Source organism: Brevibacterium sp. JSBI002 (assembly GCF_026013965.1).
GTDB lineage: Bacteria > Actinomycetota > Actinomycetes > Actinomycetales > Brevibacteriaceae > Brevibacterium.
In genome coordinates this window covers 2,878,096-2,904,814 of record NZ_CP110341.1, presented here as the reverse complement: position 1 = coordinate 2,904,814, position 26,719 = coordinate 2,878,096, and the positions used below count along the sequence as shown (strand labels likewise).

The following is a 26,719-nucleotide window of genomic DNA, read 5'->3' as shown; positions in this document are numbered from 1 at the left end:
ATCTCTGCAAAGGACGAAACGAGTGACAACTGGACGAAATGCCGCGGACCGCTACCTCAGCAAGGGAAGAGAACTGGTGAAACCAGTTGTCCACGGGATCGCCCGTCGTGCACTGCCCGTGGTCGAGCGGGCCTCCGGGACGAAGTACGTGCGCGAGCGCGCAACCGGCGGCACCGGCAAGTCGTCCGGCAAACCGAAAAAGATCGCGACCGAAACCGCTCGTGCCTACCGGAAACTGGCAACGGGACTGCACGGTGCGACAGCAGAGAACACCGATGGATGGACTGTTGCCCCATCGACACGCGAGGTCGACGCCAAGGCACGGCAGCTGGCACGCCTCAAGTCTCACGCGGCACTATCCGAAGCCCTGACCCACGGATCGTCGTTCGGTCCCGCTGTCGTGAAGGCCGGACGGTCTCTCGTCGCCGCCGGACACCTGGCAGACACCGTGTCGGTCGGGCTCAACCTCCGCAGCAATGCCTCCACCGAGGAAGCCGGAAGGGTTCTCTTAGGCTTGGCCTACCAGCGGTCATCGGACCCCGAGGTCGCATGGGCACAGTTCGAGAAGATCGAAGACCGGGAGATCATCGTCGCCGCCGCCGAGGAGTACTACCCGACCGCGATCGACACGCTCGGACACGAGGCACTGCCGCTTTTGGAGACTGCGGACAAAGCGGGGGAGACCGACAAGTGGAGTGCGAAGGCAGTGCTGCGCACCGCCGAATCGGCTTTCTGCATCGATGCCTTCGACCAGGTCCGGACTCTGGTCGAAGCTCGTCTCGACCAGATGGAGGACGACGCCGATTCGGCCGTGCGTTACGAACTCAACCGCATGCGCGACTGGCTCCCGGGAGGAAAGCACCTCGAGGCTCTGCCGACGACAGCCGGAAAGCGCAACTTCGGTGTCCTCAGTTACGATCAGCCGGGGATCCGGTCACGCAACATCGGCGACTACATCCAGACGATTGCCTCGATTGGTCACCTCCTCCGGTATGAGAACCTCACGTTCTCCGGCGACGAAGGACTGACAGCACTCTTCAAGAAGTTCCGCAAGTCAGTCAAAGAGGAACGAAAGTACGCGGGACCACAGGCCGAACTCAACCTGGTCGAGGTCTACCGTGACGGCAACGTCTATCAGGACATCCCAGAGGACACCTGGTACATCGCCTTCGGCTGGTACATGCACGACATCTTCGGGAAGTCTTTCAACATCCCGTTCCACCCGAATCTGCGCCCGATCCTGCTGTCCGTGTTCGTGCGCTACCCCGAGATGCTCACCCCCGAAGCCATCGCCTACCTCAAGAAGTACGGACCGGTCGGTTGCCGTGACTGGCAGTCCGTCGCCGTGCTGCGCGCAGTCGGTGTGCCCGCATTCTTCTCCGGCTGCCTGACGACGACGGTCGATACTCTCTTCCCCGCGCCCTCACCCGACCGTCGCTCAGGGACGCTGCGCGTCGACTGGACGAAAGACAACAAGGGACCGAAGAAGAAGCAGACCGTCACCGCGATCCGCGATAAATCGTTCCCGGAGAACCTCGAACTCGCACGCAACTGGGTCGCTGACTACGCCTACAAGTACAAGCACGTCCTCACTTCCCGCCTGCACGCGAATCTGCCGGCACGATCGGTCGGGGCCGACGTCGACTTCGAACCCAAGAACAAGTCCGATTCCCGGTTCGGCGGACTCATCGGCATCGACGCAGCCGAGTTCGATGCCATTCGCAATGGAATCCTCGACAAGCTCGCTGTGCTGCTGCCCCTCATCGCAACGGGCGCATCCGAAGACGAGATCTACGCGAAGTGGGTCGAGATCACGGCAGATGCGATGGCATTTGCTGACGAGTACCTGGCCTCTGCCCAACTACCCGTCGCGGACAGAGAGACCGTTGCCTCGGCACTGAGCGGAATCGAACGCCCCGCACCTGACGCGCAGGTCACCGACGTCGTCATGACCGTTGAGAAAGGCGAAGGGACTTTGGTCGGGAAGGCGCTCCGCACTCTCGAGACCCACACAGGAGCCGCATACCGAGTGTGGCTGCCGAACGGTGTGTTGACGTCAAGCGAGGTCGACGAGATCCGAGGCGAGCTCATCCAGGGGAGTATCGACATCCTTCCGTCGGTCGAATTGGGAGACGAGAAGAACACGTCTGAAGTGCTGTCGGCTGTTCTGCCTGCGCTGTTTGCGGACCACGAGCGTCTCATCGTCGTGCCCGCAACCGCCGAGGTTTCTGCAGACATCACCGAGCTCTCGACCGTCGAGTTCGGAGACGCACTGGTGGCTGCGAAACATGACGTCAGGAAGAATCGATCCAGCGGTCTCACATTGATGCGGCGGATCGCGAGCTCGTTCGGTGACGATCACACGGGCGCCCTCGACTTCGTCTTCGCCAGCCACGCGGGGATGAGCGAAGACTTCGTGCCGTTCGATCCGCAGATTGCAGTGCTCAATCTGGCTCGACTGCGCAGCGAAGGTGTCGTGGAACGAGTCCTCGGTCTCGTGCAGCAGAATGGGCTCAGCTATATCGATGCGATGCAGATGATCGTGAAAGACCGATATGCCGACCTCGACGGTGACTGGAACATCCAAGCCCAGTGGGAGGCAGCGGACGTTCCCAAGATCGTCAATTGGCGCCGTCAGGCTCGCCACTTCGGCCGTATGGCGCTGACGCGCTGATTGCCCGTTTGTCGTCGATGAGCGCTGAGGAAAGGTACCACTTGTGAGATTGCGAGCCCGAACGAACCCAAACGGCAACGGCCGGGACGTTGAACCAGACGATCCCGCATTTGGGACCGACGCAGTCCACGTATACAACGTGCTGTGGGGCATTCCGGAGTCCATGGGCGGCATGACGACGGCTGCGCTGCGTCGGATTCGGAGCTTCCAGAACTTTGGCAACCCGCTGTCACAGACCATTCTCACGTTCAGTCCGCGCATGGACACAGATGAGATCAGGGATCGTCTGATCGCACAGGGGAAGATGCGAGAGGACGTTGAACTGGTCAATATCTGGCAGGATCTTCGAGGACGAAGCGAAGCCGAACTGGCCCGCCTTGAGAGTGAGCCACCGAGGATGCCGATCCCCGACGAGGACGGCGAGCTCGAGAACATCACCCCTTTCTACGACGTGTTCCGCAACTCGCGTACCGGTCGAGTCATCCGGCGCAACTATTTGCGAGGCGACGGAAGCCTGCTGCTCGCTGACATCGAGGATCCGAAACTGGGCCGACGATTCATCCTGCATTCTCCGGCGGGGGAGCCGATGGTCGAGTGGCGCCGGCCGCGCGATTTCTACAATGCGTGGATCACAGCGACCGTGACGACGTCGCCGGCAGTTGTCATCGTCGATGACAAGAAGGTCAGCGAATTCATCCACGAAATCTCGGACCGCGACTTCGCACTCATCCTCTTCCTCCACGGAAGCCATCTCAGCCACCCATGGAACGGTAATCACGGGCAGCCCCTGAGGGCCCGTACAGATACGATGCGCAACTTCGACCGATTCGACATCGTCGGAGTGCAGACACAGCAGCAGGCCGAAGCTATTCGCGCCATGGGCTTCTCTGGCGAGAACATCAGACTGCTGACAGGGGAACTCCCGCAAGGATCAGTCGTCTCTGATCCGCCGATGGAGAGAGACATGGGGAACGCAGTAATGGTCGCGAACCTCATCGACCTCAAACGCATTGAGCACCCGATCCGAGCTGTCGCAAAGCTACGAGACCGTGGAATCGCAGTCTCCCTGACCGTGCTCGGGGAGGGACCCGCGAGACCAAAGCTGGAAGCTCTCATCGATGAACTCGACCTCAACGATCGCGTCCAACTGCCGGGGTACGTCATCAATGTACACGAACAACTGACATCGGCATCGTTCTCCACACTGACCAGCACGAGCGAGGGCCTGCCGCTGTCCCTGCTGGAGGCGATGGGCGCCGGGTGTGTCCCAATCGTCTACGACATCACCTACGGTCCGCGAGACCTCATCGACCAGGGCGTTAACGGCTTCATCACTCCGTGGAGCGATATTGACGCACTGGCCGACCAGATCGAAAGGTTCGTCTCTCTGGAATCCGGCGAAGTCGAACCCATGCGTCGTGCAGCGGTGAAGTCCGTCGACCGCTATCTCCCCGAGGCCGGGTACCGACGTTGGCAGAAGGCGCTCGGAGAGCTGCGGTTGACGAACCTGCCGGACAGCGCTGACACGAAGTCGGCTCAGTCGATCGAAGCCAAGAAACTCACCTGCACCCCGATCGCGGGTGGCACCAGAATTGAGCTCGAAATCGACGGTATTCATCAGTCGATTGCAGAGACGCTGGAACTGGTCGCGGCCGGTAGGAAACTCAGCACGTTCTTCATCAATGAACTGTCTGAGATCTCATTCCGCAGATTCGGGCACAGAACGGTGCTCGCCTTCGATGTAGACGATGAGAGCTTCTCCGAGTCTGCGGATGAGACGTTCGACGTCTTTCTCCGGCGGTCTCAGGACCTGTGGACGTCGAAGCGGAGGATCAGCACTCCGAAGCGATTCCGTGCCACGTCTGCGGCGGCTCGCGAATGGTATTCGACGAAGCACGGGAACCTCTCGGTCAGAGCTCGGAAGTAATTCGAGCTTCAGGCGTCTGCCTGTTCTGGTGACGCGCTGACCGCGGCGATGACCCGCTGGCTGAGTCCGATCGCGGCTATTCGTCGTCGGCTTCGGCGTTGACGCTTTCAGTGTGGAAGCTCTCAAGAGCGACGGTTCGATCGGCGATCAGCCTGGACACTGCCTCGGTGAACAGGACGGACGACGAACCTGGCTCGCCGTCACCGAAATAGTGGCGGCGGAGTTCGTGCCGAACTTCGACAGACGAATCATGGTTGAGCATCTCGCTGATCAGCGACTCGACTCTGTCGATCGTCGATTCATTGATCAGGGGAGTGGCACGGCTGATCGGCGCCTCGGCATTGAGCGTTTCGGAGTCATTGCGGCGATCGGTGAGCACAAGCGGCTTGTTCGGGTGGAGGTAGAGGAAGTCGAGTCCGACGCTGGAGATATCGGTGATGAGCAGGTCGACAGTGTCGAACATGCCGAGGATGTCTCCCTGCATGAGCACTTGGTGTTGCAGAGTCCCGTCGACAATGGGCGAGTTGGCTGCCTCGATGAGTTCGAGGATCCGCGCATTCGCTTCGACCATTTCCGGGTCTTTGGACGTTTCGACCCGCGGATGGGGTTTGTAGATCAGACGCGCATCGGGGATTCGGAGCACGGCCTCGACGATCTGCGGACCGAAGAGGTCGACCGAAGTGTAGTTGTTCGCATCGTTTTCGCCCTCCCATGTGGGCGCGTACATGATCGTCCTGGCCGACGAAGGTTCGAGCTCGAGCGGCCTTTCGATATCCAATTGGGGCCGGCCGACTCGGACTAGCTGGGATTCATCAAAGTCGATGAGAGCCCTGCGGTGTCGTTCCACAGCGGCCTCGCCGGCAATGAAGACTTTGTCATAGGCCTTGGCCTGATTGGACACCATGCTCAGCTTGTCGGACTCACCATGATTGACGTGGACATGGACCATCGGAGCAAAGCTGAGCGACTGGAAATTCGTCATTCCGTTGTTGACGTACAGAGCGAGCTTGAAGTCATTGGCGTGGTAGAAGGTCTGCAGGGGATCGAACCTTCGTTTGAACACCACGGGGAGGTGAGTGGTTTCCAGCACGCTGGTCAAGGCTGAACCTTTTCGCACGACGATGACGACCCTGTGCTCCTTATGGAGCTCCTCGAGGACCGGGATCCACTGTTCGAGTTGGTAGAATTTCGAGCTGCGGTCGCCGAAGTAGACGACGACTTCGGCTTTGACATAGCTGCCGTCATATTCGTCTTCGAGGCGGTTCCATCGTTCTGTGCCTCTGATCCACTTGCTTGTATTCTTCCAAGCGGATGATTTCAGAGCCCATAGAGCAGTCTTTCGGATCAGGCTCATTTCGATGTCCCTTTCGAGGCTGAGGCAAACCATTGAGCAAGCTTTAGTGTGACTCTCGAGTCAATACTACGGGCATGTAGCGTGGAGAAGAGAACGGTGACATATGTGAAATTTAATACTGAAGGGTTCTCGATCCGAACGAGCACTTGGTCCCGCGTTCTCCCATTCGACAGACTCTCTTGTCACCTCAGCACGTTTTGGGTTCATATTGAGAAGGCCCTGCTGAAACACAGATCAGATGGGCTTTGCGCAGTCGACGGGGTTGGTCGCAAAATTCGAGGAATAGGCGAGCTCGAAATCAGGCTATCGCCGACGAAGTACTGCCGAGATTGTCTTATAGAAATTGTCATTCTAGATCTGAAACGTCGAAGTGTCTGGCAGCCAGTAGCTGTCATGATGCGTACGAGCGTACACCCAGATGACGGCAAACGTGTGACCTCCTCAAGAGAACGATCGCGGATCGGCCCGAGCAGATCGTCGTGAGAAGTTGATCGTCCACATAGCCGGATATCGCGGATATTGTTGGCCATCTCGTCAATAACCCCAATGAATACCAGAAATGCTCATACCGTTCCCTAGCAATCACAGACTGGTTCAGTAACCGAGGCACTGCCTATGCCCTGACGCCTCGCGGTATAGCAACGCCGCCCGAATCGAAGTTCTACGCGAATAGCTTGCGGAAAAGCCTTCGAACCCGCCTGTAACTCAGTCCGATGACGGATTGTGAGAGCCGGCGCCGGAGCGACACCTGCTCGCGCCTTCGCCGCTCCGCAGCCAAGTAGTACCTGTAGTAGCGCTGGTAGTTCTCGTAGGTCCGGCGGAATTTGATCTGACTGCGGAGTTTGTACTGAGCGGCGGTCGTGGCCGGCTGAGGCGGGAGCTTTGTCTTCAGCTGCTCATAGCTGTACGGTTCGAAAGAACTGTCCGGTGCGATGACGCTCTTGATCCCTTCAAACAACGTGTTGTACACGGACGTGAGGAATTCCTCGTCCCGATCGATCCCGGATACCATAGCTCGTTCGAGAGCAGGGATGACTGCTTCGGCGTTCCATTGCTCCGGCGGAAAAGCACGTTCGGAATATCCGATTGAATCGTAAAAGTAAGGGACTTTAAAGTTCCAAGATAGCCCGATGGAGGGTACCGAGTAGGCGAAAGAAGTGATAGAGGCGTGCAGACGGAACGCAATGACCCCATCACATTCGTTTAGCTCCTGGACCAATTCGTCAGGAGTATTGACGGTGAAGACTACGTTGCGAGCGGGAATCTTCTTTTTGCGGAACAGCGCGTCAAGAAATACTTCATCTGAAAAATGGCCTGTAGTGAAAAGGCGGTAGTCGTATCCACGCTCAGTCAGTTGTGCGATTATGTCGAGCCAGAAGCGGCGCTGTTTGCTCTCGTTCCAGGAGATGCCGTTGTCTGCGAATATCCCAGCACGGGTCACAACCAATCCAATGGTCTTGGCACGGCCCACGGCCGGTAGCGTGCGAGGAGTTGCGACATCCCGATACACAATATCCGCGAGAACAGCTGGATCAGCTACTCGTGCGACTGGAATATCTGTGCTTTCAGTGTACTTCCGTAGTGACTCCAGATCATCGCGCGTGGTGATCTGACGAACGCAGGGCAATTCCAGAGCGGCCTTGAGCGCTTGAGATTTGGGATTGTCAGGATCGTAAGACTCTACTCCGATGCTCGAGAAGATAACTGGAACATTGTACTCATTTGCCAACTCGAGTGTCGTGATAGTGCGACGGTAAAAGCTCTGGTACTTGTAATTGAACAGCGGAGCTCCACCGAAAATGATGAGATCCGCATTGGAAATGGCTTTTTTAGCGTCTTCAAGCAGTTTCGGATCGCCAGTCTTCAAGAATTTCTTGCTGACTATGCCCGCGGCTCGACTGTTGATCGAATACTCGTCAGGGGTCAGGCCAAGGTTGGACATGATTCCCTTGATGATCGAGAGAACGCTGCCCTCGATGATCTGATCGCCGACATTGTCTGAGTCGCGATTGGTCAGTAACAGGATTCGGAACTTTGCCATTGATCAGCTCAACTTTCCTCGTAGGAGGCGATCGTCCGATTGATGCCTTCCGCTAGTGAGTGTTGCGGGATCCAGCCGAGGGCGCTCAAACGCTGAGATGATAGACCGAGCGATGTTACGGGAGAATATGCACGATCGTCATCGGGATTGGCGAATTCCAAGTTTAGACTTTTCTCAGGACGGGCTGCAGCGAAGGCTTCTGCAAGCTGTCGAATCGTGATATTTCCGGCGGGATTGGCAACGTTGTATGCGTGATCGTCACCGATTAGATGCGCGAAGAAGAGGCCGAGTACAGCATCAGCCACGTATGTATATGTACGCATGGCGGCGCCGGAACTCATCATGCGAACGTTTCTACCGTGGACGACGTCGGCTAAGAAGTCCGCCTGGACTCTGCCGTCATCCAATGCGAGGCCCGGACCGAATATATGGCCGAACCTGAGGGTTAGCGCCCGAATTCCGTACTCCTCTTGGTAGGCCGCAAGCGCAGTCTCTGCGATGCGCTTGCCTTCAGAATAGCTAGCTCGTGGGTTGAAGTGCTGTAGAGTCCCCAATGAGTCTTCGCTGATGAGCCCTTCCTCAGCTACCGAGCCGTACACTTCCGACGAGGACAACAAGACGAACGAACCGCCGCCCTTTGCGGCTTGGGCATCTAGAAGGTTAATCGTGCCCAACGTATTTGCCTTGAGCGTTGTAACGGGTGAACCTTTGTGCAGAGCAGGCCGCGCGGGTGAGGCGCCGTGGAAAACGGTGTGGAACTGTTTGTCGAACTGAATCCGATCGATGACATCGACTGTTTGCAACTCGAAGTCCGGACGATCGAGCGCAGTGCCCAATCTAAGCCTGGCTTTATCAGGGCTCCTTACCATACCGGTGACATTCAAATCTAGCCCATGTAGATCGTTGGCGGCGAGAAGTGTGCCCACAATATAGATTGGGAGCATCCCTGCAGCTCCTGTGACGACGATGTTCTGCCCTCGGTACTGTTCCCACTCCAGCGGTGAGGATGCGATCGTTCTCACATCGTTCTGAAACACGTCCAGGTCGAAGACGGTCACATCATTCGCCACCGAAGGCCTCCCTGTCCTCGATAAGGGTGAGGAAAGTTCGGCAGATGTAGTAGTCAGACGCCGTGGTGATCTTGATGTTCGTGCGGGGTCCCTCGACACGATGAAGAAAGTGGCCGTAGCCGTGCATCAGGGTGCAACTGTCAATCGAATCGTTCTGACCATCCGCAACCGCGCGATCATAGGCTGCGAGAACCTCGCCCAGCTTGAACGTTTGTGGGGCCTGAGCGCTCCACAAGGGATCTCTCGGGATAACGTCTCCGACGCCGTCTCCCTTGGCCACCGTCACGGTTTCCGTCATCTTCGTACAGGTGATAGCGGATCCGAACTGGCGACCGGCGGCGATGTTTTGAGTGATGAGATCCTCATCGATGAGTGGCCGGACGCCGTCGTGGATAAGGACGAGGTCGTCGGAGTCAAAGTTTTCGGCGACAACCTGAAGTGCCCTGTGCCGAGACTCCTGTCCTGTTGCGCCGCCGTCGACGATCCAACGCACCTTGTCCAGGTCGTACCTGTCGATAATGTGTTGCATATACTCGCCGTACTCCGGCAAGATCGCCACGGCAATCGCATCGATATCCGGATGGTCCTGAAACTTCTCCAGGGTGTGTGCGATGACTGGTCGACCGTGGATCTCGAGGAACTGCTTGGGACGGGTGGTTCGTTGCATGCGCGAACCGACACCTCCGGCGAAGATTACTGCGATGTTTGCCATGTTTGTTCGATGGATCCTTCCGGTGTCGGGGTGCCAAGAATTAGATTATCGATTACTCGGTCCGAATTGTGTGTGTCAGCGAAATCAAAATTTTCGTGCATGTACTCTTCTGTCGCACCGGCGTCCAAGTGACGATCATTAATTAGTGCTAGGAACTGATCGAAGTTCTCAGCAACTGGGCCCGGAGCCGCCACACGGTAGTCCTTGTGCATTCCCCGTGTTGCGGAATAGAGCTCCAGGTCGTATGCGAACAATACGATCGGCCGCTCCAAGAGTGAGTACTCGTACACGATCGACGAATAGTCCGTGACCAGCAGGTCCGATATCAACAGTAGGTCGTTGGAATCCGGGAAAGCGGAGACGTCGATGAGCCTATCGGTGTATTCGTCCGGTATAGGCGCCGGGTCCACGATAAAGTGGTGCTGCCGGAAAAGAAATACAGAATCGTTCCCCATCGCTTCGTAGAGTTTGTCGAAGTCGAACTGCGAGTAGTCATAGTGTGCGTCACCAGCGCCGCGACCTCGGAAGGTCGGCGCGAACAGAATCTTGCGTTTGCCGACAGCTGCAGGGTAATCGCTGTCGAACACTTTGCTTACGTTGTCGGCGCGACCCTCTTCGAGGAAGTAGTCGATTCTAGGCAACCCCGTAGAGATGATCGATTCGCGTTCCATGCCGAAGACTTCGCTGTATACGTCGCGAAGGTGCTGTGAGCCACAGATCGCATAGGTGTATTTTCGGTGCGCGTTGTTGAACTTTGGAGAGCCATAATTACCGAACCGGGAGAATCCCACTGACTTGAACCCGCTGCCGGCATGCCACAACTGAATGATGCGCTGACTCTTCCGATCACCGATGTCCATGAGGATTGCAAAGTAGTCGTCAATGAGGACGGTGTTTGCTCGACCGACCTTCCATGCCAGCGCAAGCGCATTTTGGCGAGTGGCAGAGTGCTGGGTCCTGAACGAATAGTCGAACTCAAACTGTTCTTTAAGGCCACGCTCAACCATTCTGTCATGTACTGCTTTGAGGTTGCCCTGCATATTGGGACGGGCCTCAGAAGCGAACAGAATCCGATTGCCATCGTCCTTACGGAATGACTGGCCCGCCTTGTATACGCGTTTGAGCGTCTTCCGTTTGAGCTTTGTCCAACGCTTCTTCAACTTGGATGAGGTCCGTGCTCGGAACCCGGACGGCTTCGCGCCTCCACGGGCAAACGCATAGGTTCGTATGATGAAACCCGGAGCGTCTTCGTTGTCTGAGACTGCGAAGTTGACTGCGTAGGACGATCGATTGTTGTTGTACAGAAACGAACGCGAGGCGTCATCGAGCTCGAGAATTCGTTCCAAAGGATAATAAGCTATGTCGCCCGCGACGTCGTACTCGGGTTCAAGTTCCGATTCGAACTCTGATTCACGGCCGATATATTCGTTGGGAACCGGACCATTGACGACGTGATAGGTGCCGTTGGGCACTTGGCGTCGCCCGTTGAACTGCGTGATATTGATAGTCAGTCGATACTGATCGTCCCCCGTCTTTTCGGCCGAAACCGGATAGAGCACCTTGTATGGGCGATTGTTCGGGGTGAGGTAGAACTCGTTTGGGTCGGCTCCAACTGCTTCGATATCGATATGCAGGAGAACCCGTTCCCACGACAGGTGCGTCACGAGCAACGGTTGGGCCACGTAAACTCCTAGCGTTAGATCTATCAGGCGGACAGCTGGTTAACGGTGAGCGAACAACCCTTGAAATAATACATGCCCGTAATCTCCCGATCGATGTCCGGTCGTCGCGCTTGCCTCCAGTCGCCGCTTGGGCCGACATCGGCGATGTGTCGACTAGTTCAAATCTTCGTGAACTCTTGAGTACGATACCGTGATGTAAAGACAGAGTGGTACTGACTACCCGATGAACGGGAGAGCCATGCGTGGAATCATCCTTGCTGGAGGCTCGGGCACGCGCCTGTGGCCGATTACTAAAGGCATCTCGAAGCAACTCATGCCGATTTACGACAAGCCCATGATCTATTATCCACTGGCGACTCTCATGGCAGCTGGAATCCGCGACGTCCTCATCATCACGACACCCGAGCACAATGCACAGTTCAGGGCGCTCTTAGGCGACGGCTCTTCGTGGGGGATGTCAATTGACTATGCGGAGCAGCCTTCCCCGGACGGTCTTGCTCAGGCGTTCATCATCGGCGAGAAGTTTATCCGTGGAGAGTCCGTGGCTCTAGTTCTGGGCGATAACTTGTTCCACGGGACTGGGCTTGGCACCGCTTTGAAAAAGAACCACGACATCATTGGCGCTCAAGTGTTCGCCTATCCCGTAGCAGATCCAACTGCTTATGGTGTTGTCGAATTCGACTCTGGCGGCAAGGTTTTGTCGATCGAGGAAAAGCCCCCGCACCCTAAGAGTAAGTATGCGGTACCGGGCCTGTATTTCTATGATCAAGACGTAGTGGAGATAGCGAAGACTGTCGAACCGTCGGCTCGTGGAGAACTCGAGATTTCGTCTGTCAACGATGCGTACCTGCGTCGTGGAACTTTGCAGGTCAAGGTGCTGGACCGAGGCACAGCTTGGCTGGACACCGGTACATTCATCTCAATGATGGAGGCGGCGGAATATGTGCGCATCATCGAGGCACGACAAGGATTCAAGGTTGGCTGCGTCGAGGAATTGGCTTGGCGCAACGGCTGGATCTCCAGCGAGCAATTGGCGCAATTAGCGCAGCCTCTCGTTAAAAGCGGGTATGGCACTTATCTCAATCAGTTGTTGGAAGTATAGCTATCCACGCTCGGTAGACTCGGGATCACGGAACAGTCTGCGTTCATGAACTTTCGGCGCACAGCCAAGTCGCAATTAATGTACTAGGAGGCATAGTTTGGCCCGTAGGATTCTCGTTACTGGAGGAGCCGGATTCATCGGTTCGAACTTCGTGCACTATCTAGTTCGCGAGACCGACTGCATTGTGACTGTGCTCGACAAGTTCACGTATGCAGGGAATGCCGCATCGTTGGACGGACTTCCGGCTGACCGTGTGAGCGTGGTGCATGGTGATGTCTGTGATGCCGATCTTGTCGATCAGCTAGTGGGTCGGAACGATGCGGTTGTGCACTATGCCGCCGAATCGCATAACGACAATTCCTTGCACGACCCGAGGCCGTTTCTCGACACAAATATTGTCGGTACGTACACGCTGCTTGAAGCGGTGCGCCGCCACGAGACGCGCTACCACCACATCTCCACTGACGAGGTATACGGCGACCTGGAACTCGACGATCCGACTCGGTTCACAGAGACGACTCCGTATGCGCCATCGTCTCCATATTCGTCATCCAAGGCGAGTAGCGACATGCTGGTTCGCGCGTGGGTGAGGTCATTTGATGTGCGTGCCACGATTTCGAATTGCTCCAACAATTACGGGCCTCGACAGCATGTGGAAAAGTTCATTCCCAGGCAGATTACGAATATCCTCGTGGGTGATCGTCCCAAACTATATGGAGCAGGTCTCAATGTCCGCGACTGGATTCACGCGGATGACCACTCATCCGCGGTTCTGCGGATTCTGGAAGCTGGCCGTATCGGCGAGACTTACCTGATCGGTGCCGACGGCGAGGAGAATAACAAAGAGGTCCTCGAGCTGATCCTGACGACGATGGGCAAACCCTCTGACGAATACGACCACGTGGTGGATCGGCCGGGCCACGATCTTCGCTACGCCATCGATTGGACTAAGTTGCGAACGGAATTGGGATGGCAGCCTTCATTCCAGGACTTTGAGCATGGGATTTCAGCGACGATCGAATGGTACCGGGCAAACGTCGCTTGGTGGGAGCCCCAAAAGAGGGCGACTGAGGCTAGGTACAGGGGACAGGGGCAATGAGCGACACAGTGGAGTGGCCCGTGCCTAAACAGCTGGCCGTTCGTGAGACGACCATCCCGGGTATGGTCCTGATCGACCTACCGCTCCACGGCGATAATCGTGGTTGGTTCAAGGAGAACTGGCAACGAGAGAAGATGATGTCGCTGGGGCTTCCGGACTTCGGACCGGTGCAGAACAACATCTCGTTCAATGATAAGCGTGGCGCTACTCGCGGCATCCATGCGGAACCCTGGGACAAGTACGTTTCGGTCGCTACCGGTAGCATTTTTGGTGCATGGGTGGATCTGCGTGCAGGGCCGTCGTTTGGCACCGTGTTCACCGCTGAAATCGGACCGGACACTGCAATCTTCGTCCCGCGCGGCGTAGGCAACTCTTACCAGACTCTAAAAGATGATACGGCGTACGTTTATCTAGTGAACGACCATTGGAGTCCGAACGCGGCCTACACGTTCTTGAATCTTGAGGACGAGACCGTTGCCATTGAGTGGCCGATCCCACTTGCAGAGTCGGAACGATCGGCAAAAGATTTGACTCACCCGCGACTCGCAGACGTCTCCCCATTCAAACCACTTCGTACTCTGGTGATTGGCGCGAATGGACAGCTGGGGTGTGCGATTCGTGAAGCACTGCCCGACGCCGACTTTGCCGATCGTTCACGTATTGACCTGACGAAACCGGAAACTCTTGATGCTGTTAGCTGGAGTGAATACGATACCGTGATCAACGCTGCTGCGTACACAGCTGTGGATAAGGCCGAGACTTCCGGGGGGCGGGCGGCTTGTTGGGACTCAAACGTCACGGGTTTGTCGCGCCTTGCGAGCGTGGCTCGCGAACATCGCATAACCTTGGTGCATGTCTCAAGCGACTACGTGTTCGATGGTTCCGGAAGTTTGCCTTGGACTGAGACCGATGCGCCGGCGCCGTTGGGAGTGTATGGACACACAAAGGCTGCGGGCGAGTCTGTGGTTGCCCAGGTTCCGCGTCACTTCATTCTGCGCACGAGCTGGGTGATTGGCGACGGCGATAATTTCGTGCGCACGATGTCGTCGCTCGCCGGCCGCGGTGTTGATCCGTCGGTTGTACAGGACCAGATCGGAAGACTCACATTTACTGCCGACATCGCAGCTGGCATCATGCATCTACTATCTGTTCGGCCTGAATACGGAATCTACAATCTGACGAATGGGGGCCCTCATGTCTCTTGGGCTGAAATCGCGAGGCGTGTGTTCGAAATCACCGGGCACGATCCTGGGCGCGTAACGGGCGTTTCCACCGCAGAGTATTTTGCTGGCAAGCATGCAGCACCCCGCCCGCTGAACAGTCGGCTATCTCTTGAGAAGATTGCGGCGACCGGGTTCGTTCCGCGAGATGCCGACGATGCGTTGCGGGATTATCTTCAAGACGCGACTCAAGATTAAAGGGAGCCACGGCCTCTATGCTTTCAAATGTGTATAAAGTCTCCATTATTATTCCAACGTATAAGACCGATCCCCAAGGTCTGAGTCGACTGTTGCAGTCGTTGGATGCGCAAACGCTCTCGGCCGACGAATTCGAGATCATCTTTGTGGATGACGGGTCACCCGACAATACGTTTGAGCGACTGCAGTCTGAAAAGACCAAAAGATCGAATGTCTCGGTGACAAGGATCGAAAACAGCGGCTGGCCATCCAAGCCACGTAATATCGGGATCAAAATGGCTAAGGGCGAGTACGTGCTCTTTATGGACCATGACGATGAGCTTTACCCGGATGCGCTGCGAGCAGGTTACGAATTTGCGGTGCGCAACAATTCGGATGTGCTGTCTGGCAAGGAGTCCCGCACGGATGATCCGACCTGGGGCGTCGATGTCTACCGCGAGGACCAGCCGCAGGTGCTGGGCGGAAATGGCCCACACGCTTTGATTCCGATGAATCCTCATAAACTTTATAGGCGACAGCTTCTCCGTAAGCACAAGATTGGATTTCCTGAAGGCCGAATGGTGTTTTGGGAAGACGTCCTGTTCAACATCGAAGTCGCCAAACATGCCAAAGTAATGTCGCGCATGGCCAGTGTTCCCTTCTACCACTGGGTAACCGTTGAAGGAAGTGGCACGAGTCAGTTCGACAAAGACACCAAGCATTACTGGGAGATGCTCCGCGAGGTATGTGAGTCAGCAGTCCGACATCTCAGCAGTCCGGGATTGAAGGACCAGCGCGAGCAGATCCTGCGAACGCAGTACAGTGCACGTGTCCTAGGGGCTTTCAACGTAGGATTCCTCAACCGGTCCAAAGACAGTCGCCGGATGATCTTTGCCGAATCACGCCAGATCCGTGAAGACTTTGGGCTTGAGCGATTCGACGAATCTTTGAGTGTTTCCGTGGCGTTGCGTGCTGCACTGCTAGGCCTCGGCCGACTGGATCTGCTCGAGCGATTGTGTGAAGAAGACGTGACCATTGCGGGGTGGGGGACCACCGAGACTGTCTCTTGGGAAAATGGCGTATTAAACGTTGAGGCGAGTGTTGAGTGGACTAGTGCGCATGGTCGCCGATTGTCACTGGGGCATAGAGGCGGTCAGATCGACAAGGTCTTGTCGCCAGAGCTCGAATCAGTGTTTTCTGTCGAGCAGCTATCGATGACCAACGAAATCGCTGGTGCGACAGGCGACGTTGCGGTTAGATCGCGGTCGAGCAAACTGACTTACCTGGCCGACACAACATTGTCGACGTCGGTATATGATCACATTGACGGGTCGCCGGTGCTTAGCGGTCGTGTGCGAGCTTCGATTGATCCCGCAGGCATCGCATTCGGGTCGCGGCTGGATGATGGATATTGGGACGTGCAAGTCCGAATTGCGTTGGGCAGTGCGGTAACGCACAGGAACGTTCGGTCCAGCGTAGCCGCCTCGCTAACAGTCGCAGACGGTCAACTTCACGTGCTGTATCCAAATGACGGTGGCACGGCCACACTTGTTCCCAGAGGCCAACAAGAGGCAATACGACGGCTCACACCAGTTCGAGTGAGCTACGATGCTGACGGGCTCATTAAGGTGGATTTGGCTGGAGTCCACGACGGCGAAGGCGAGGTCACCTGCACTCTCGGGCTGGACACATCAACCAGTGCGAAGAAGAACACTTTCACCGGTCACCCGGCTCTCTTGCGCGTATCGGCTGGGAGGGCGTCTCTGCATTTCCGCAAAACCGGGTCCGTCATGCGTGTGCGAATTGGCGACCATGCGGGCCTGCGGCCGCCGTTCTGGACGTTGTTCATCTCCGAGGACCGTGTTGCCATGAATGTGGGGCAACTCCCTAAGATCAGGACGGCTGCGGAATACGAGCATGCGGAGCAGTCGGGGTGAGCTCGGGTGCTGCGGCTATTTCGAACTGCGAGCCTCTTGAGCTTAGGGCAAGACTGAGAACGAACACCGTGCATTTGTGGATTGTTTCTGCACTCCCAATCTTCACTTGCAGTCAACCAAGCCTGATTGCAGAGGCTGAGAGTGCCTAACGGGAGCTCCTGACTTAAGTGAGGGTTGTTTTCAGGGTCAGGACTGATTTTAAAGATGGTCAGTTAGTTGAAGCCCTCAGGATTGCGCAAATATATGGCGCCGTTTCATGGAGAAATGAGCCCATTCGTCCGCAAGGTACTTACCGCGTCTGGTGAGCCTGTCAAATTGTTTGTGTTCGGGCATGATTTACAAGTAGGGATTCGTCCGGTTCGGATAGACCACGGTCAGTCGAGCCAGGGCCTGTTTCCAGTTCGTCGTGATCCGGCCTTCGTCGAAGCTGGCAAGACCAAACTCCGAGACGCTGGGCAGGGCACACTCGACTTCGGCACAGCAGACACGCCCCGTCTGACATCAGCAGTCGTGAAGTCCAGCCGGTCTGGGAGCCTCATCGACACGATCCGTCGTGTTTACACTCGCCTCGGATTCGTCATCGTCGATGACGAAGTCTTCTTCCAACTCGTCGCTGCCCGACTGGTCGAACCCGCTTCGAAATCCGATAGCGTGCGAGAACTCGACGAGCTCGGAGTCGACGTCGTCCACCGCAATACGTTCCTCCGGGCGAGTGGGTGGACAGGCCATCAACTTCGACCCCGAGATTTCCGGGCAGGGAGAGAACGCGCGGCTTAGCGACTACCGGCTCGGCTTCCGGGACTCTAAAGTGGCCCATCGTGATTGAGAGTGTAGAACCGGCCTGAATCCGCCGGACTCGAGCAGACACCTCGCGATGTAGTGCGTGAGGTTGCGGAATCCCAGCGCGGACCCGCGGAGATGTTCGAGTCTGCGGTTGATCTCTTCAGTCGGGCGATTGGACGTACCCGGTCGGGTGAAGAGCGCGACCACATCTGCAGCTCGACGCTTCAAGGTCCGTCCTAACCGTTTGAGCTCGACAAGTTCGGATGGCAGATTCGTTGTCAGGGCGTCGATGACCGTTTGCAAGAGTCTCTTGCCCTCGTTGCGGTCCGCGGTTCGGTAGGCGCTGACAATGTCTTGGTAGACGGCCCAGGTGACTTCGACTTCGGTGAAGTTCGGGTCAGCGAAGGGCTTCGCGATTCTTTCCTGCTGCTTGGTCGTGAGTAGGCTGCTGCCCGTGTGCAGAGTTCTTCTTGCCCGGTACAACGGGTCCTTTGCTCGTCCGCGATGGCCGGTTGTCTCTTGCTGAACTCGGCGATGTACCTCGTCGAGGGCATCACCGGCGAGTTTGACGACGTGGAAGGGGTCCATGACTTCGACAGCGTCGGGCAGTTCCTCAGCTGAGGCTGTTTTGAAGCCGGAGAATCCGTTCATCGCGACGACGGCGATGCCCTCACGCCAGTCTTTCGGTCGGTCTTTCAACCATTGTTTGAACACCTGCTTCGAACGGCCAGCCACCATGTGAGTATTTGAAGCTTTGGGGACCAGTCGATCGTGCGTTTGGGAGCCACCGATATTGCCGGTGGGGGCCAGCAGCCGGGACTATCGGGTCCACCAGCCACCCACCGACGGTTTCTCACGAATTCAGAGCAGCATGTTCACGCATGTTATGACTGCCAGTCTCGACCCAGATCGTGTTGTGCACGATTCGGTCCATGATCGCATCCGCGTGGACTCCAGACCCCAGTCGTTGATGCCAGTCCTTCTTCGCATACTGGGTACAGAACACCGTCGATGCCGTGTCGTAGCGGCGCTCGAGCAGTTCCAGCAGCATACTGCGCATAGCCTCATCGGGAGGATCGAGTAACCATTCGTCGATGACGAGGACGGTGAACGCGGCGTATTTCTTCAATAACTTCGTCGTGCCCAGCGGTTTGTCCTTTGCTAGTGCCCAGGCCTCTTCCAGATCAGGCATGCGAATGTAGTGAGCTCGGATCCGGTGCTGACAGGCTCGTTTTGCTAGAGCACATCCCAGATAGGACTTTCCCGAACCGGTGAATCCTTGGAACACGACGTTCTGGCCGCGGTCGATGAAGCCGCAGGTTCCTAGCTGCGCGATCACGTTCTGATCCAGTCCTCTCTCATCGACGCGGGACAGTTGCCGCAGGTCCGCTGCCGGGTATCGTAGTCCGGCCCGGCGGATGAGTCCTTCAACTTTGGCATGGTTGAACCTCGAGTGGGCTTCGTCGACGATCAACTGCAGGCGTTCATCGAAGCTCATTCCCATAGTCAGGTCCTCGTCCTGGGACTCGAGTGCCTCCAGCAAAGGTGTCGCACCCATCTCGCGCAGCTTGCGCTTGGTTTCTGTATCGATCGCCGTCACTGTCGGCCTCCTGCATAGTAGGAGGCTCCACGAACGTAACCGCCGTGCTCGACAGGCTGAGCCTCGTCGGCTCTGGTGTGGTCTTGCCCTGTGACCAGGATCGGGTTCACATGCGCATAGCGTGGGGACCTCACCGGACCGGCCAAAGCGATCCGGCAGGCCGCCTCGACCCTTTCAGCAGAGTAACGGCGGGCCAGCCTCAACACCGCCAGGGCCGGGTTGAGTCCTTGCTCGTCGATGGGAACAGACTCGAAAATGCGATCGATGACAACCAGTGCCGATGGACCGATCCGCTCGGCCCACTGGCGGGCTCGCGGTTTGTCCCACAGCTGGTACTTCTCGCCGACCGGCAGGTCGGCCTCATTCGTCCGATACTCATTCGCTGCCGTTACCGGTAGCAGCAGGTGCGTCGTGATCCTCTCATGGCCGGAATAGACCTCAAGACTGCGATCGGTGATTCGCAGATCAACCTTGGCGCCGATATGGGCAAACGGCACTGAATAATAGTTCCGCGCCCAACTGACATGCCCATTCCTGGCCACCCGGCGCCCGTAGACCCACCGGCTGATCTCGTAGGCAACCTGCGGCAATCGCCTCAGCAGTGGCTGCTCATCGGTGGTGAAGACGCTGAGTCTGGAACCTGGCCGCTTCTGGAAGGGCTCGGCGTTATAGGCTGCGACTCGCTCCTCGATCGCCGATGCCAGTTCCGGCAGCGAAGCAAACCGTCGGTCCCGAAGTCCCGCGATCACCCACGTGGCCACATGCCCGACAGTGTTCTCCACACTCGCCTTGTCTTTCGGTGCTCTGATCCGGCCCGGAAGCACTGCCGCCGAATAGTGGGCAGCCATTTCCCGATAAGCATCGTTGAGCACGACCTCACCATCGCGGGGATGAGCGATCACTCCGGTTTTGAGGTTGTCCGGCACGATCCTCGGCGTCGATCCGTCGAAAGCGGTGAACATTGCCACATGCGCCCGCAACCAGGAATCCTGGCTCATATCCAGACTCGGATACACGAACGCGTACCGGCTGAATGGCAGACACGCGACGAACAGATACACGGTCACAGGCTGACTCGCCCCCGACGGATACAGTCGCATCGTCGGCCCCGACCAATCGACTTCGATCGTCTGCGCGGCCTTGTGACCGACTCGGGAAGCGGCGCCAGTGACCAGCACATGACGTTGATAGGTGCGGCAGAACCGGTCGTAGCTCATCGCCGCATCACCAGCAGCAGCGCATGCATCGACATACTCGCCATGGAGGAGCTTCAGCGTCACCCCGACCCGAGCCATCTCCTTATGGATTCGTTCCCAGTCGGGTTGGGCGAACACACTGTGATGGTCGCCGCGGCCCGGGAACAACAGACTGTACACCTCACCATCGGGGCAGTCTTTGACATCATCCCAACTCAGGCCGGCAGCATTCGCGGCATCGAGGACTTGGGTGACAGACTTACGGGACATCGCCTGAGACGATGCAATAGCTCTTCCCGAGAGCCCCTCGGCCCGAAGCTGTAGAACCAGCTTCGCTCTGATCTTGCGTACCATGAATATTCTCCTTCTGCCGCGTGCCCTATACACGCGGCGGAAGGAGCTTATACGTCAGTGGCCCCCATGCACGCCATAGCTGGCCCCGAACCACACGATTATCTGATCAGGCGTCCGGCCCCCGAACCCACGATTGACGGCCCCCAATAAAGCGGATATTCAACCATGTCGAGCAGACGTGCCGAGCCTGTTCCCTCGCGGATTGGGGTGAGGTCGATGATGACGGTGACGTACTTGTCACCACGCCGGGTATGCCGCCACACGTGCTCGTCGACACCAATGACGCTGACCCCGTCGAACCGGGCTGGGTCGTTGATCAACAGTCGGTGGCCTTCAGCGAGGACGGCGGAGTTCGCGGTGTGTCAGGAAACTGCGAGTTTCGCTGCGATGACGGAGACGGTGTCGTGATCGATGACGAGGGCACCCAACGCCCAGTCGAGGCTGGTTCGCGAGATCTTCGCTCGTGGTGGTGCCCCGCGGCTGTGGCGTCTTGACGCCAGACGCGGCCACACTCGACGCATTTGTAGAGTCGGCGAAGATGAAGCGTGGTTGGTCGGTAGCCGAAAGGTTCGTGTGCCAGACGGCGGACGGCGGTATCGCGAACGATCCCGTGGCCACCGCACCGACGGCACCAGTCATCGGCGGTGTTGGGCCGGCATTCCAGAATCGCCTTGTGCCCGGTGATGTTTTGGCCGGTGCAGGTCAGATCGAGGGTGTCGAGTCGGCAGAATGTCGTGAGGTCAGGGGTCGAGAAAGTAGGCTTGGCCACGTCGAGGTCTTTCGGATGGATTGTGTGAGAACTTCCCATCATCGGAAGACCTCGGCGTCTATCCGCGCAGCGACTCGCCGTGTCCTGGAATCATCGATCTACACTCTCAATTACGAAGAGCCGCAATACCAAGAGAACATGCGACGTAAGCTTCGTCGATCGTATGGCTTCTACTAGGACAAGATTGCCGCAAACGCAGTGAAACCGTCCGTTAAACAGTCCGGTCGTACACAGCCGCAGTCGCTCCTGCGAAGTGTGAGGACTCGACTGAAGCGTGGATTGAAGCGATAGTGCGTCCCGAGATTTGGCAGACAGCGCAGACGACGGCCGATGCGTAAACGGGTGGTTGCGGCCAGTTCTGTTCAGGAGCTGATTCGTCCTCAGAAGATTGCGTTCTCAGTCTCTGAGCTCAGTTAGTGCTATTTCGACTGAATTCCCTTCTGCATCTTTCAACTCGATCGTGCAGCCCTGCTTTTTTGCAGCTGAGCGAGGGATGACTATTGACGCTTGGTCAGTTGAATGGACGATGAATCTGGCAGGTTTTGACTTGGACTTGTTGTCTGCTTGATAGGACGCGGCCTTCATGTTCGAAACCGGGCCGCTGATCACGCAGACCACTGAACGTCCGACTTCGAACTGATCAACGACGTGCAGCTCATGTCTCTTGACGGGATCGAGATGCTTCTCAGTGGGCCCCAGGTCGACGGAAAGTCCGTCAGATTGATCGAAGAACACGACGCCTTCGAGCGGGTCGCCGATTATGATCGGAGCAGTATCCATCCCTGCTGCCCGGGCTATCCCGAGACGTTCACGGACCACCATTGATGACCACTTCGCTTTAATGAATATTTCCCAGATACCGGAGTCGGCCAATCTCGAAATCTGAACATCGGTCGAGAATCTCACTCGGGTACCGAAACTTCGAGTGTATGCCCGAGACGTGTCGATCTTAGACGTGATCTTTGTTCCTAGCTTACGGTGGCGAAAGATGATGTGGGCGCTGTCAGGAGCGCGGTCTAAGCCGGCGACTCCGAACTCGCCCCGGATAATGATCCCGTCTGCCGTCGAAGTAATCGACTCGAGTGATTGGTGGAGCCTGGCTCGCAGGTCGCCCACACTGTCACCAGCGCGGGGTTGGTAGACCATTTGTGCGTGTTCCTCATCGAAACTGAGAGGGACTGTCTTCTTGTGCGCCAAAAGACGACTGACGGTCTCAATTTCGTCGATGTCGCCGCGAACGGCAAGATCCACCAGGATCTGTGACTCGGGCACGCCGTGGTCACGGATGTTTGAGCTCCAAAGGGGCGCGACTACTTCGCGGAATTCCTTCACCATGGCTTCACGTTCAGCTCGGTCGTGAGCGGTAAGCATCTTCTTTCCGAACACAGACTTGACCCCGGCTGCTCCGATGATCGGACGCCGGAGTAGATGGTCACGACGCTCGCCTGGCTCGGTATTGTCGACGATCGTCTTAATGAGCGTGAGGATTCGGCAGAGATGCTTACGCGGAGGCTGACCAGTTGCGGTGATATTAGTTCCGTCGTCTCTGCCTCGGAGCCAATAATAGACCTGGTCAGCCAGTATCGAAATGTGCGGGCTGTGAAGATAGGCCTTCATCGTGAACGGTTGATCCTCGCCTATCTTGTAGCCGAGCGGGAATCGGATGTCATTATCCATCAAGATCGACCTGCGAAAAAGTTTCCATGCTCCGAGCGTCGAATGTGCCTTGGAATCGATGAAATCGACGGCTAACAGTGTCTTACCGAAAGCAGTCGAAGGTACGTTGCCGGCCCTCTTCTCGCCGAACAGTCCCATCTTGCCGAGTACGACCCCTGAGCCTGTGCTGTCCGCGACCTCGGTCAGCCGGGAGAGTGCATTTGGGGAGAATTTGTCATCCGCGTCGAGGAAGAAAACGTAGCGGCCACGGGCTCGTTCGAGTCCAAAGTTACGGGGCGCAGCAGCAGACCCGCTGTTGGGGGTCGAGTGGACGTGAAGGTCGGTGCAGTCCGCAGCCAGTTTGTTGAGGATGTTCAGTGAATCGTCTGTCGACCCGTCGTCCACAGCAATAATTTCTAGTGATCCGGCGTGCATGTCCTGGGCTCTTACGGATTCGACCGTTTCCTGGATGTACTTTTCGCAGTTGTACACAGGGATGACCACGCTGACATCAATCCCGGTTGGGTTGGGGACTGTCTTTGCGGGCAATTCAGTCATCTTGGCTCCAGAGCAGTGTTCACATGTCGCGGGGCAACTCGCGCAAGCTACTATGCTACATCTGCCGTTGTGTGAATCTGTGGAGGCGCGTGGATTCTGAAAATGTGAGGGCCCTGGTCGATGGCCCAAATCGAACGTTCGCTTCTGGCTGCCCCTGTGGCTGAGCCACTCGAAACTATCAAATCCGTCAGTGTCTATTGCCGAAATCGCAACTTAAGTGCAAACTGTAGTGGTGGTCACGAAAAGTAACGGTGCTGACAGCACACTGGCATCCCTGGCCGACCGTGTCCGTGACGCAATCCAAAGCGCGGGTATCAACCACAGCGAAATCGCCCGACAGATCGGGCTCGACGCCAGCAAACTCTCGAAATCCCTGGCCGGAGTGCGGAAGTTCCGGGTCGAAGAGATCTCACGGATTGCCGAACTGACCGAGGTCAGCACCGATTGGCTCACGACCGGGAGAACGGCAGGGCCGCCTCGGCGAGGGAGGAGCGCACCCACCTCAGGGATCGTTCCTGTCTCCGATTCGCCCGCCGACGACGATATTCCGACGATTCCCGGGCAGAACGACACCGTAAAACCACGCACGGTCGCACCCACGCAGGACTGGATGTCGAAGGGCACCCGCAGTCGGGTGACGATCATCGCCGCGGCCTGGGAGCTCTACGCCGACCTCGGCATCGCCAAAGTGCGCACCGACGACGTCGCCCGCGCATCCGGCATGACCGCCTCGGCGGTGAATTATCACTTCCGGACGAAGGACCAGCTGCTGCAGGCGGCCCTGCGCCACTCCCTCGATGTCATCGCCGAGACCCGCCACCTCAACGATTCCGCCGACCCCATCGGTGTGCTCCGCCACTTCGCACGCATCCATGCCGGAGTTGACCCGAAGATCCGGAGAGTGTGGTCGATCTGGCTCCAATGCTGGGCCCGTGCAGCCACCGACGAAAGCGCCCGTGCGAACCTCACCGCCGTCTACGGCGAATGGATGGACATGATCACCACCGTCATCGACGGCGGCCAGCGCATGGGAAAGATCCGGGAAGGCAACATCCCACTGATGGTGAAATCCCTGTCGATCTTCATCGACGGCCTCGGCGTTGCCCGCACCACCGAGCACATGCCCATCACCGATGACGAGGCACTGACCATGCTCGAGAACTACCTCGCCGCTCACATCCTCAACAATGACGCGTCCACCGACGACACCCGACACCCGAAGTCAGATCGGCTCGCCGCTGCCGGCCGACCCGAATCGACGTCCTAGGAAGAAGGCACATGAGTACACCGAACCGAAGACAAGCGCTGGGGGCAGGCCTGGCCGTGGCCGGCGTCGCGGGCTTGAGCGCCTGCGGCGGCGGAACGGTCGGCGCCGCCGATGCCGGGGACCCCGTCAAAGGCGGAACCCTGCGCGTCGGGATCACCGGCGGCAACTCAGCCGATACCGTCGACGCCCACATCCCCGTCAACAACGGCGACGTCTGCCGCGCAGTCAACCTCTACAATGCCCTCTACGGCTGGGACGACGACGCCCAAGTCGTGCCCCTGCTGGCCGAATCGATCAAGGCCAACTCCGACTCCACCGTGTGGACGTGCACACTGAAAGAGGGCCTCAAATTCTCCGACGGCAAACCGATCACCCCCGAAGACGTCGTGTTCACGTTCGAGAGGATCAACGATCCCGACGACCCGAAGACCGCGGCAGCGAACTTCTCCATGCTGGAGAAAGTCGTCGCGAAGGACGATCGCACCGTCGAGTTCCGACTCAGCGAACCCAACGGCCTGTTCAAAGACGCTGTCGCCGAGTACACCGCCGCCATCGTCCCCGTCGGCTACGACCCGGAGAACCCGGTGTGCTCGGGACCGTTCAAACTCAAATCCTTCACCGCCGCCCAGTCGACGGTGCTCGTGCCCAACGAGCACTACTTCGACTTCGACAAGATGTACCTCGACGAGGTTGAGATCCTCAACTTCAACGACGATGACGCCCTCATCAATGCCCTCCTGTCCACCCAGGTCGACGCGATCGCCGGAATCCCACTCGCCCTCGTCGAAGTCATCGACGCCGATGAGCGCATGTCCATCCTCAACTCGAAGACCGGCATGTGGCTGCCCTTCACCATGCGGGTGGACAAGAAGCCCTTCGACGACGTCAAGGTCCGGCAGGCCTTCCGCCTCGTCGTCGACCGCGAACAGATGATCGAACAGGTGCTCTCGGGCTATGGCACCGTCGGCAACGACATGTTCGGGCCGTTGAGCGAGAACTACCCGAAGTTCCCGCAGCGCAAACAGGACCTCGACAAAGCGAAGAAGCTCCTCGCCGAGGCGGGCTACCCCGACGGACTCGACGTCGAACTCGTCACCGCCCCCATCCAATCCGGAGCCGTCGAAGCCGCCCAGGTCTTCGCCCAGCAGGCCGCCGACGCCGGAATCCGAGTCAAGATCCGCAAGGTCGACGCCACCACGTTCTTCGGCGACGGCTACCTCAAATGGGATTTCGCCCAGGACTTCTGGTACACCCGCGACTTCATGCCGCAGGTCATCTCCTGCGCCCTGGACGAATCGCCGTTCAACGAAACCCACTGGGACGACCCGCAGTTCAACAAGGTCTTCGACAAATCTCGAGCCATTCCCGACGCCGGTGAGCGGCGAGACCTTGAGCACGAGCTGCAGAAGATGCTCTACGACGAGGGCGGATACATCGTATGGGGCTTCGCCAACCAGGTCGACGCCTTCCAGAAATACGTCGGAGGGCTCGTCCCCAACTCCACGGGACGTCCCTGAGCGGTTGGAGATTCGACCGCGTAT

17 protein-coding genes and 2 pseudogenes are annotated in these 26,719 nt (G+C 57.6%); 9 read left to right on the top strand and 10 right to left on the bottom strand.

The genetic code is table 11. The features are described 5' to 3' along the window. The first annotated feature begins 22 nt into the window (after positions 1-22). Positions 23-2,674: a polysaccharide pyruvyl transferase family protein gene (locus tag LJ362_RS13135; protein WP_264799504.1), complete on the top strand. Its 2,652-nt coding sequence runs from the start codon at positions 23-25 to the stop codon at positions 2,672-2,674. 397 nt (positions 2,675-3,071) lie between these two features. Continuing rightward, positions 3,072-4,601, top strand: a complete 1,530-nt coding sequence (locus LJ362_RS13130) for a glycosyltransferase (protein ID WP_264799503.1) — start codon at positions 3,072-3,074, stop codon at positions 4,599-4,601. Between the two features lie 76 nt (positions 4,602-4,677). Here LJ362_RS13130 and LJ362_RS13125 read toward each other — a convergent pair whose 3' ends face one another. The 5 genes from LJ362_RS13125 to LJ362_RS13105 form a co-directional block, all read right to left on the bottom strand. Next, positions 4,678-5,955, bottom strand: coding sequence for a CDP-glycerol glycerophosphotransferase family protein (locus LJ362_RS13125; protein ID WP_264799502.1), 1,278 nt, complete (start codon positions 5,953-5,955; stop codon positions 4,678-4,680). Between the two features lie 661 nt (positions 5,956-6,616). Beyond that, the gene (locus tag LJ362_RS13120; protein ID WP_264799501.1) at positions 6,617-7,996 is read right to left on the bottom strand and encodes a polysaccharide pyruvyl transferase family protein; all 1,380 of its coding nucleotides are present in this window, start codon (positions 7,994-7,996) and stop codon (positions 6,617-6,619) included. Positions 7,997-8,004: 8 nt separating this feature from the next. Then, on the bottom strand, positions 8,005-9,066 hold the full coding sequence (locus tag LJ362_RS13115) for an NAD-dependent epimerase/dehydratase family protein (RefSeq protein ID WP_264799500.1): 1,062 nt from the start codon (positions 9,064-9,066) through the stop codon (positions 8,005-8,007). Further along, complete coding sequence (locus LJ362_RS13110; RefSeq protein WP_101595632.1) at positions 9,056-9,778, bottom strand: IspD/TarI family cytidylyltransferase; 723 nt, start codon at positions 9,776-9,778, stop codon at positions 9,056-9,058. Before LJ362_RS13110 ends, LJ362_RS13115 begins: the two co-directional genes overlap by 11 nt. Further along, positions 9,760-11,460: a CDP-glycerol glycerophosphotransferase family protein gene (locus tag LJ362_RS13105; RefSeq protein ID WP_264799499.1), complete on the bottom strand. Its 1,701-nt coding sequence runs from the start codon at positions 11,458-11,460 to the stop codon at positions 9,760-9,762. The genes LJ362_RS13110 and LJ362_RS13105 overlap by 19 nt, the downstream gene beginning before the upstream one ends. Positions 11,461-11,698: 238 nt before the next feature. Here LJ362_RS13105 and rfbA point away from each other — a divergent pair, with 238 nt between their 5' ends. The 5 genes from rfbA to LJ362_RS13080 all read left to right on the top strand — a co-directional run bounded on the left by rfbA (position 11,699) and on the right by LJ362_RS13080 (position 17,772). Further along, positions 11,699-12,562: a glucose-1-phosphate thymidylyltransferase RfbA gene (rfbA, locus tag LJ362_RS13100; protein ID WP_264799498.1), complete on the top strand. Its 864-nt coding sequence runs from the start codon at positions 11,699-11,701 to the stop codon at positions 12,560-12,562. 97 nt (positions 12,563-12,659) lie between these two features. Beyond that, the gene (gene rfbB, locus LJ362_RS13095) at positions 12,660-13,661 is read left to right on the top strand and encodes a dTDP-glucose 4,6-dehydratase (protein WP_264799497.1); all 1,002 of its coding nucleotides are present in this window, start codon (positions 12,660-12,662) and stop codon (positions 13,659-13,661) included. A gap of 62 nt (positions 13,662-13,723) precedes the next feature. Continuing rightward, positions 13,724-15,079: a sugar nucleotide-binding protein gene (locus LJ362_RS13090; RefSeq protein ID WP_413774255.1), complete on the top strand. Its 1,356-nt coding sequence runs from the start codon at positions 13,724-13,726 to the stop codon at positions 15,077-15,079. Between the two features lie 29 nt (positions 15,080-15,108). Further along, positions 15,109-16,995, top strand: coding sequence for a glycosyltransferase family 2 protein (locus LJ362_RS13085; RefSeq protein ID WP_264799495.1), 1,887 nt, complete (start codon positions 15,109-15,111; stop codon positions 16,993-16,995). 510 nt (positions 16,996-17,505) lie between these two features. Further along, positions 17,506-17,772: a hypothetical protein gene (locus LJ362_RS13080; protein ID WP_264799494.1), complete on the top strand. Its 267-nt coding sequence runs from the start codon at positions 17,506-17,508 to the stop codon at positions 17,770-17,772. A gap of 3 nt (positions 17,773-17,775) precedes the next feature. Here the strand turns inward: LJ362_RS13080 and LJ362_RS13075 are convergent. The 5 genes and pseudogenes from LJ362_RS13075 to LJ362_RS13055 form a co-directional block, all read right to left on the bottom strand. After that, positions 17,776-18,516 (bottom strand): annotated as a pseudogene (locus LJ362_RS13075) (ISL3 family transposase); the annotation flags it as partial. A 115-nt stretch (positions 18,517-18,631) separates the two neighbouring features. Further along, complete coding sequence (locus tag LJ362_RS13070; RefSeq protein WP_283255771.1) at positions 18,632-19,378, bottom strand: ATP-binding protein; 747 nt, start codon at positions 19,376-19,378, stop codon at positions 18,632-18,634. Further along, on the bottom strand, positions 19,375-20,928 hold the full coding sequence (gene istA / locus LJ362_RS13065; protein ID WP_264798992.1) for an IS21 family transposase: 1,554 nt from the start codon (positions 20,926-20,928) through the stop codon (positions 19,375-19,377). The genes LJ362_RS13070 and istA overlap by 4 nt, the downstream gene beginning before the upstream one ends. 158 nt (positions 20,929-21,086) lie before the next feature. After that, positions 21,087-21,697, bottom strand: a pseudogene (locus LJ362_RS13060) (ISL3 family transposase); the annotation flags it as partial. A gap of 396 nt (positions 21,698-22,093) precedes the next feature. Further along, a complete protein-coding gene (locus LJ362_RS13055) occupies positions 22,094-23,911 on the bottom strand; it encodes a glycosyltransferase family 2 protein (protein WP_264799493.1) in 1,818 nt (605 codons plus the stop codon). Positions 23,912-24,143: 232 nt separating this feature from the next. On the opposite strand from LJ362_RS13055, the gene LJ362_RS13050 reads away from it, so the two are divergent. Both LJ362_RS13050 and LJ362_RS13045 read left to right on the top strand, forming a co-directional pair. Continuing rightward, positions 24,144-25,178, top strand: coding sequence for a TetR/AcrR family transcriptional regulator (locus tag LJ362_RS13050; protein ID WP_264799492.1), 1,035 nt, complete (start codon positions 24,144-24,146; stop codon positions 25,176-25,178). Positions 25,179-25,189: 11 nt separating this feature from the next. Continuing rightward, on the top strand, positions 25,190-26,695 hold the full coding sequence (locus LJ362_RS13045) for an ABC transporter substrate-binding protein (protein WP_264799491.1): 1,506 nt from the start codon (positions 25,190-25,192) through the stop codon (positions 26,693-26,695). The last annotated feature ends 24 nt before the right edge of the window (positions 26,696-26,719 follow it).

Excerpts from the sequence above, each read along its gene's own strand:
- LJ362_RS13045 (WP_264799491.1), top strand. The coding sequence starts at position 25,190 with ATGAGTACACCGAACCGAAGACAAGCGCTGGGGGCAGGCCTGGCCGTG.
- LJ362_RS13055 (WP_264799493.1), bottom strand. The coding sequence starts at position 23,911 with ATGACTGAATTGCCCGCAAAGACAGTCCCCAACCCAACCGGGATTGAT.
- LJ362_RS13110 (WP_101595632.1), bottom strand. The coding sequence starts at position 9,778 with ATGGCAAACATCGCAGTAATCTTCGCCGGAGGTGTCGGTTCGCGCATG.
- LJ362_RS13130 (WP_264799503.1), top strand. The coding sequence starts at position 3,072 with ATGCCGATCCCCGACGAGGACGGCGAGCTCGAGAACATCACCCCTTTC.
- rfbA (WP_264799498.1), top strand. The coding sequence starts at position 11,699 with ATGCGTGGAATCATCCTTGCTGGAGGCTCGGGCACGCGCCTGTGGCCG.
- LJ362_RS13125 (WP_264799502.1), bottom strand. The coding sequence starts at position 5,955 with ATGAGCCTGATCCGAAAGACTGCTCTATGGGCTCTGAAATCATCCGCT.
- LJ362_RS13120 (WP_264799501.1), bottom strand. The coding sequence starts at position 7,996 with ATGGCAAAGTTCCGAATCCTGTTACTGACCAATCGCGACTCAGACAAT.
- istA (WP_264798992.1), bottom strand. The coding sequence starts at position 20,928 with ATGGTACGCAAGATCAGAGCGAAGCTGGTTCTACAGCTTCGGGCCGAG.
- LJ362_RS13090 (WP_413774255.1), top strand. The coding sequence starts at position 13,724 with ATGGTCCTGATCGACCTACCGCTCCACGGCGATAATCGTGGTTGGTTC.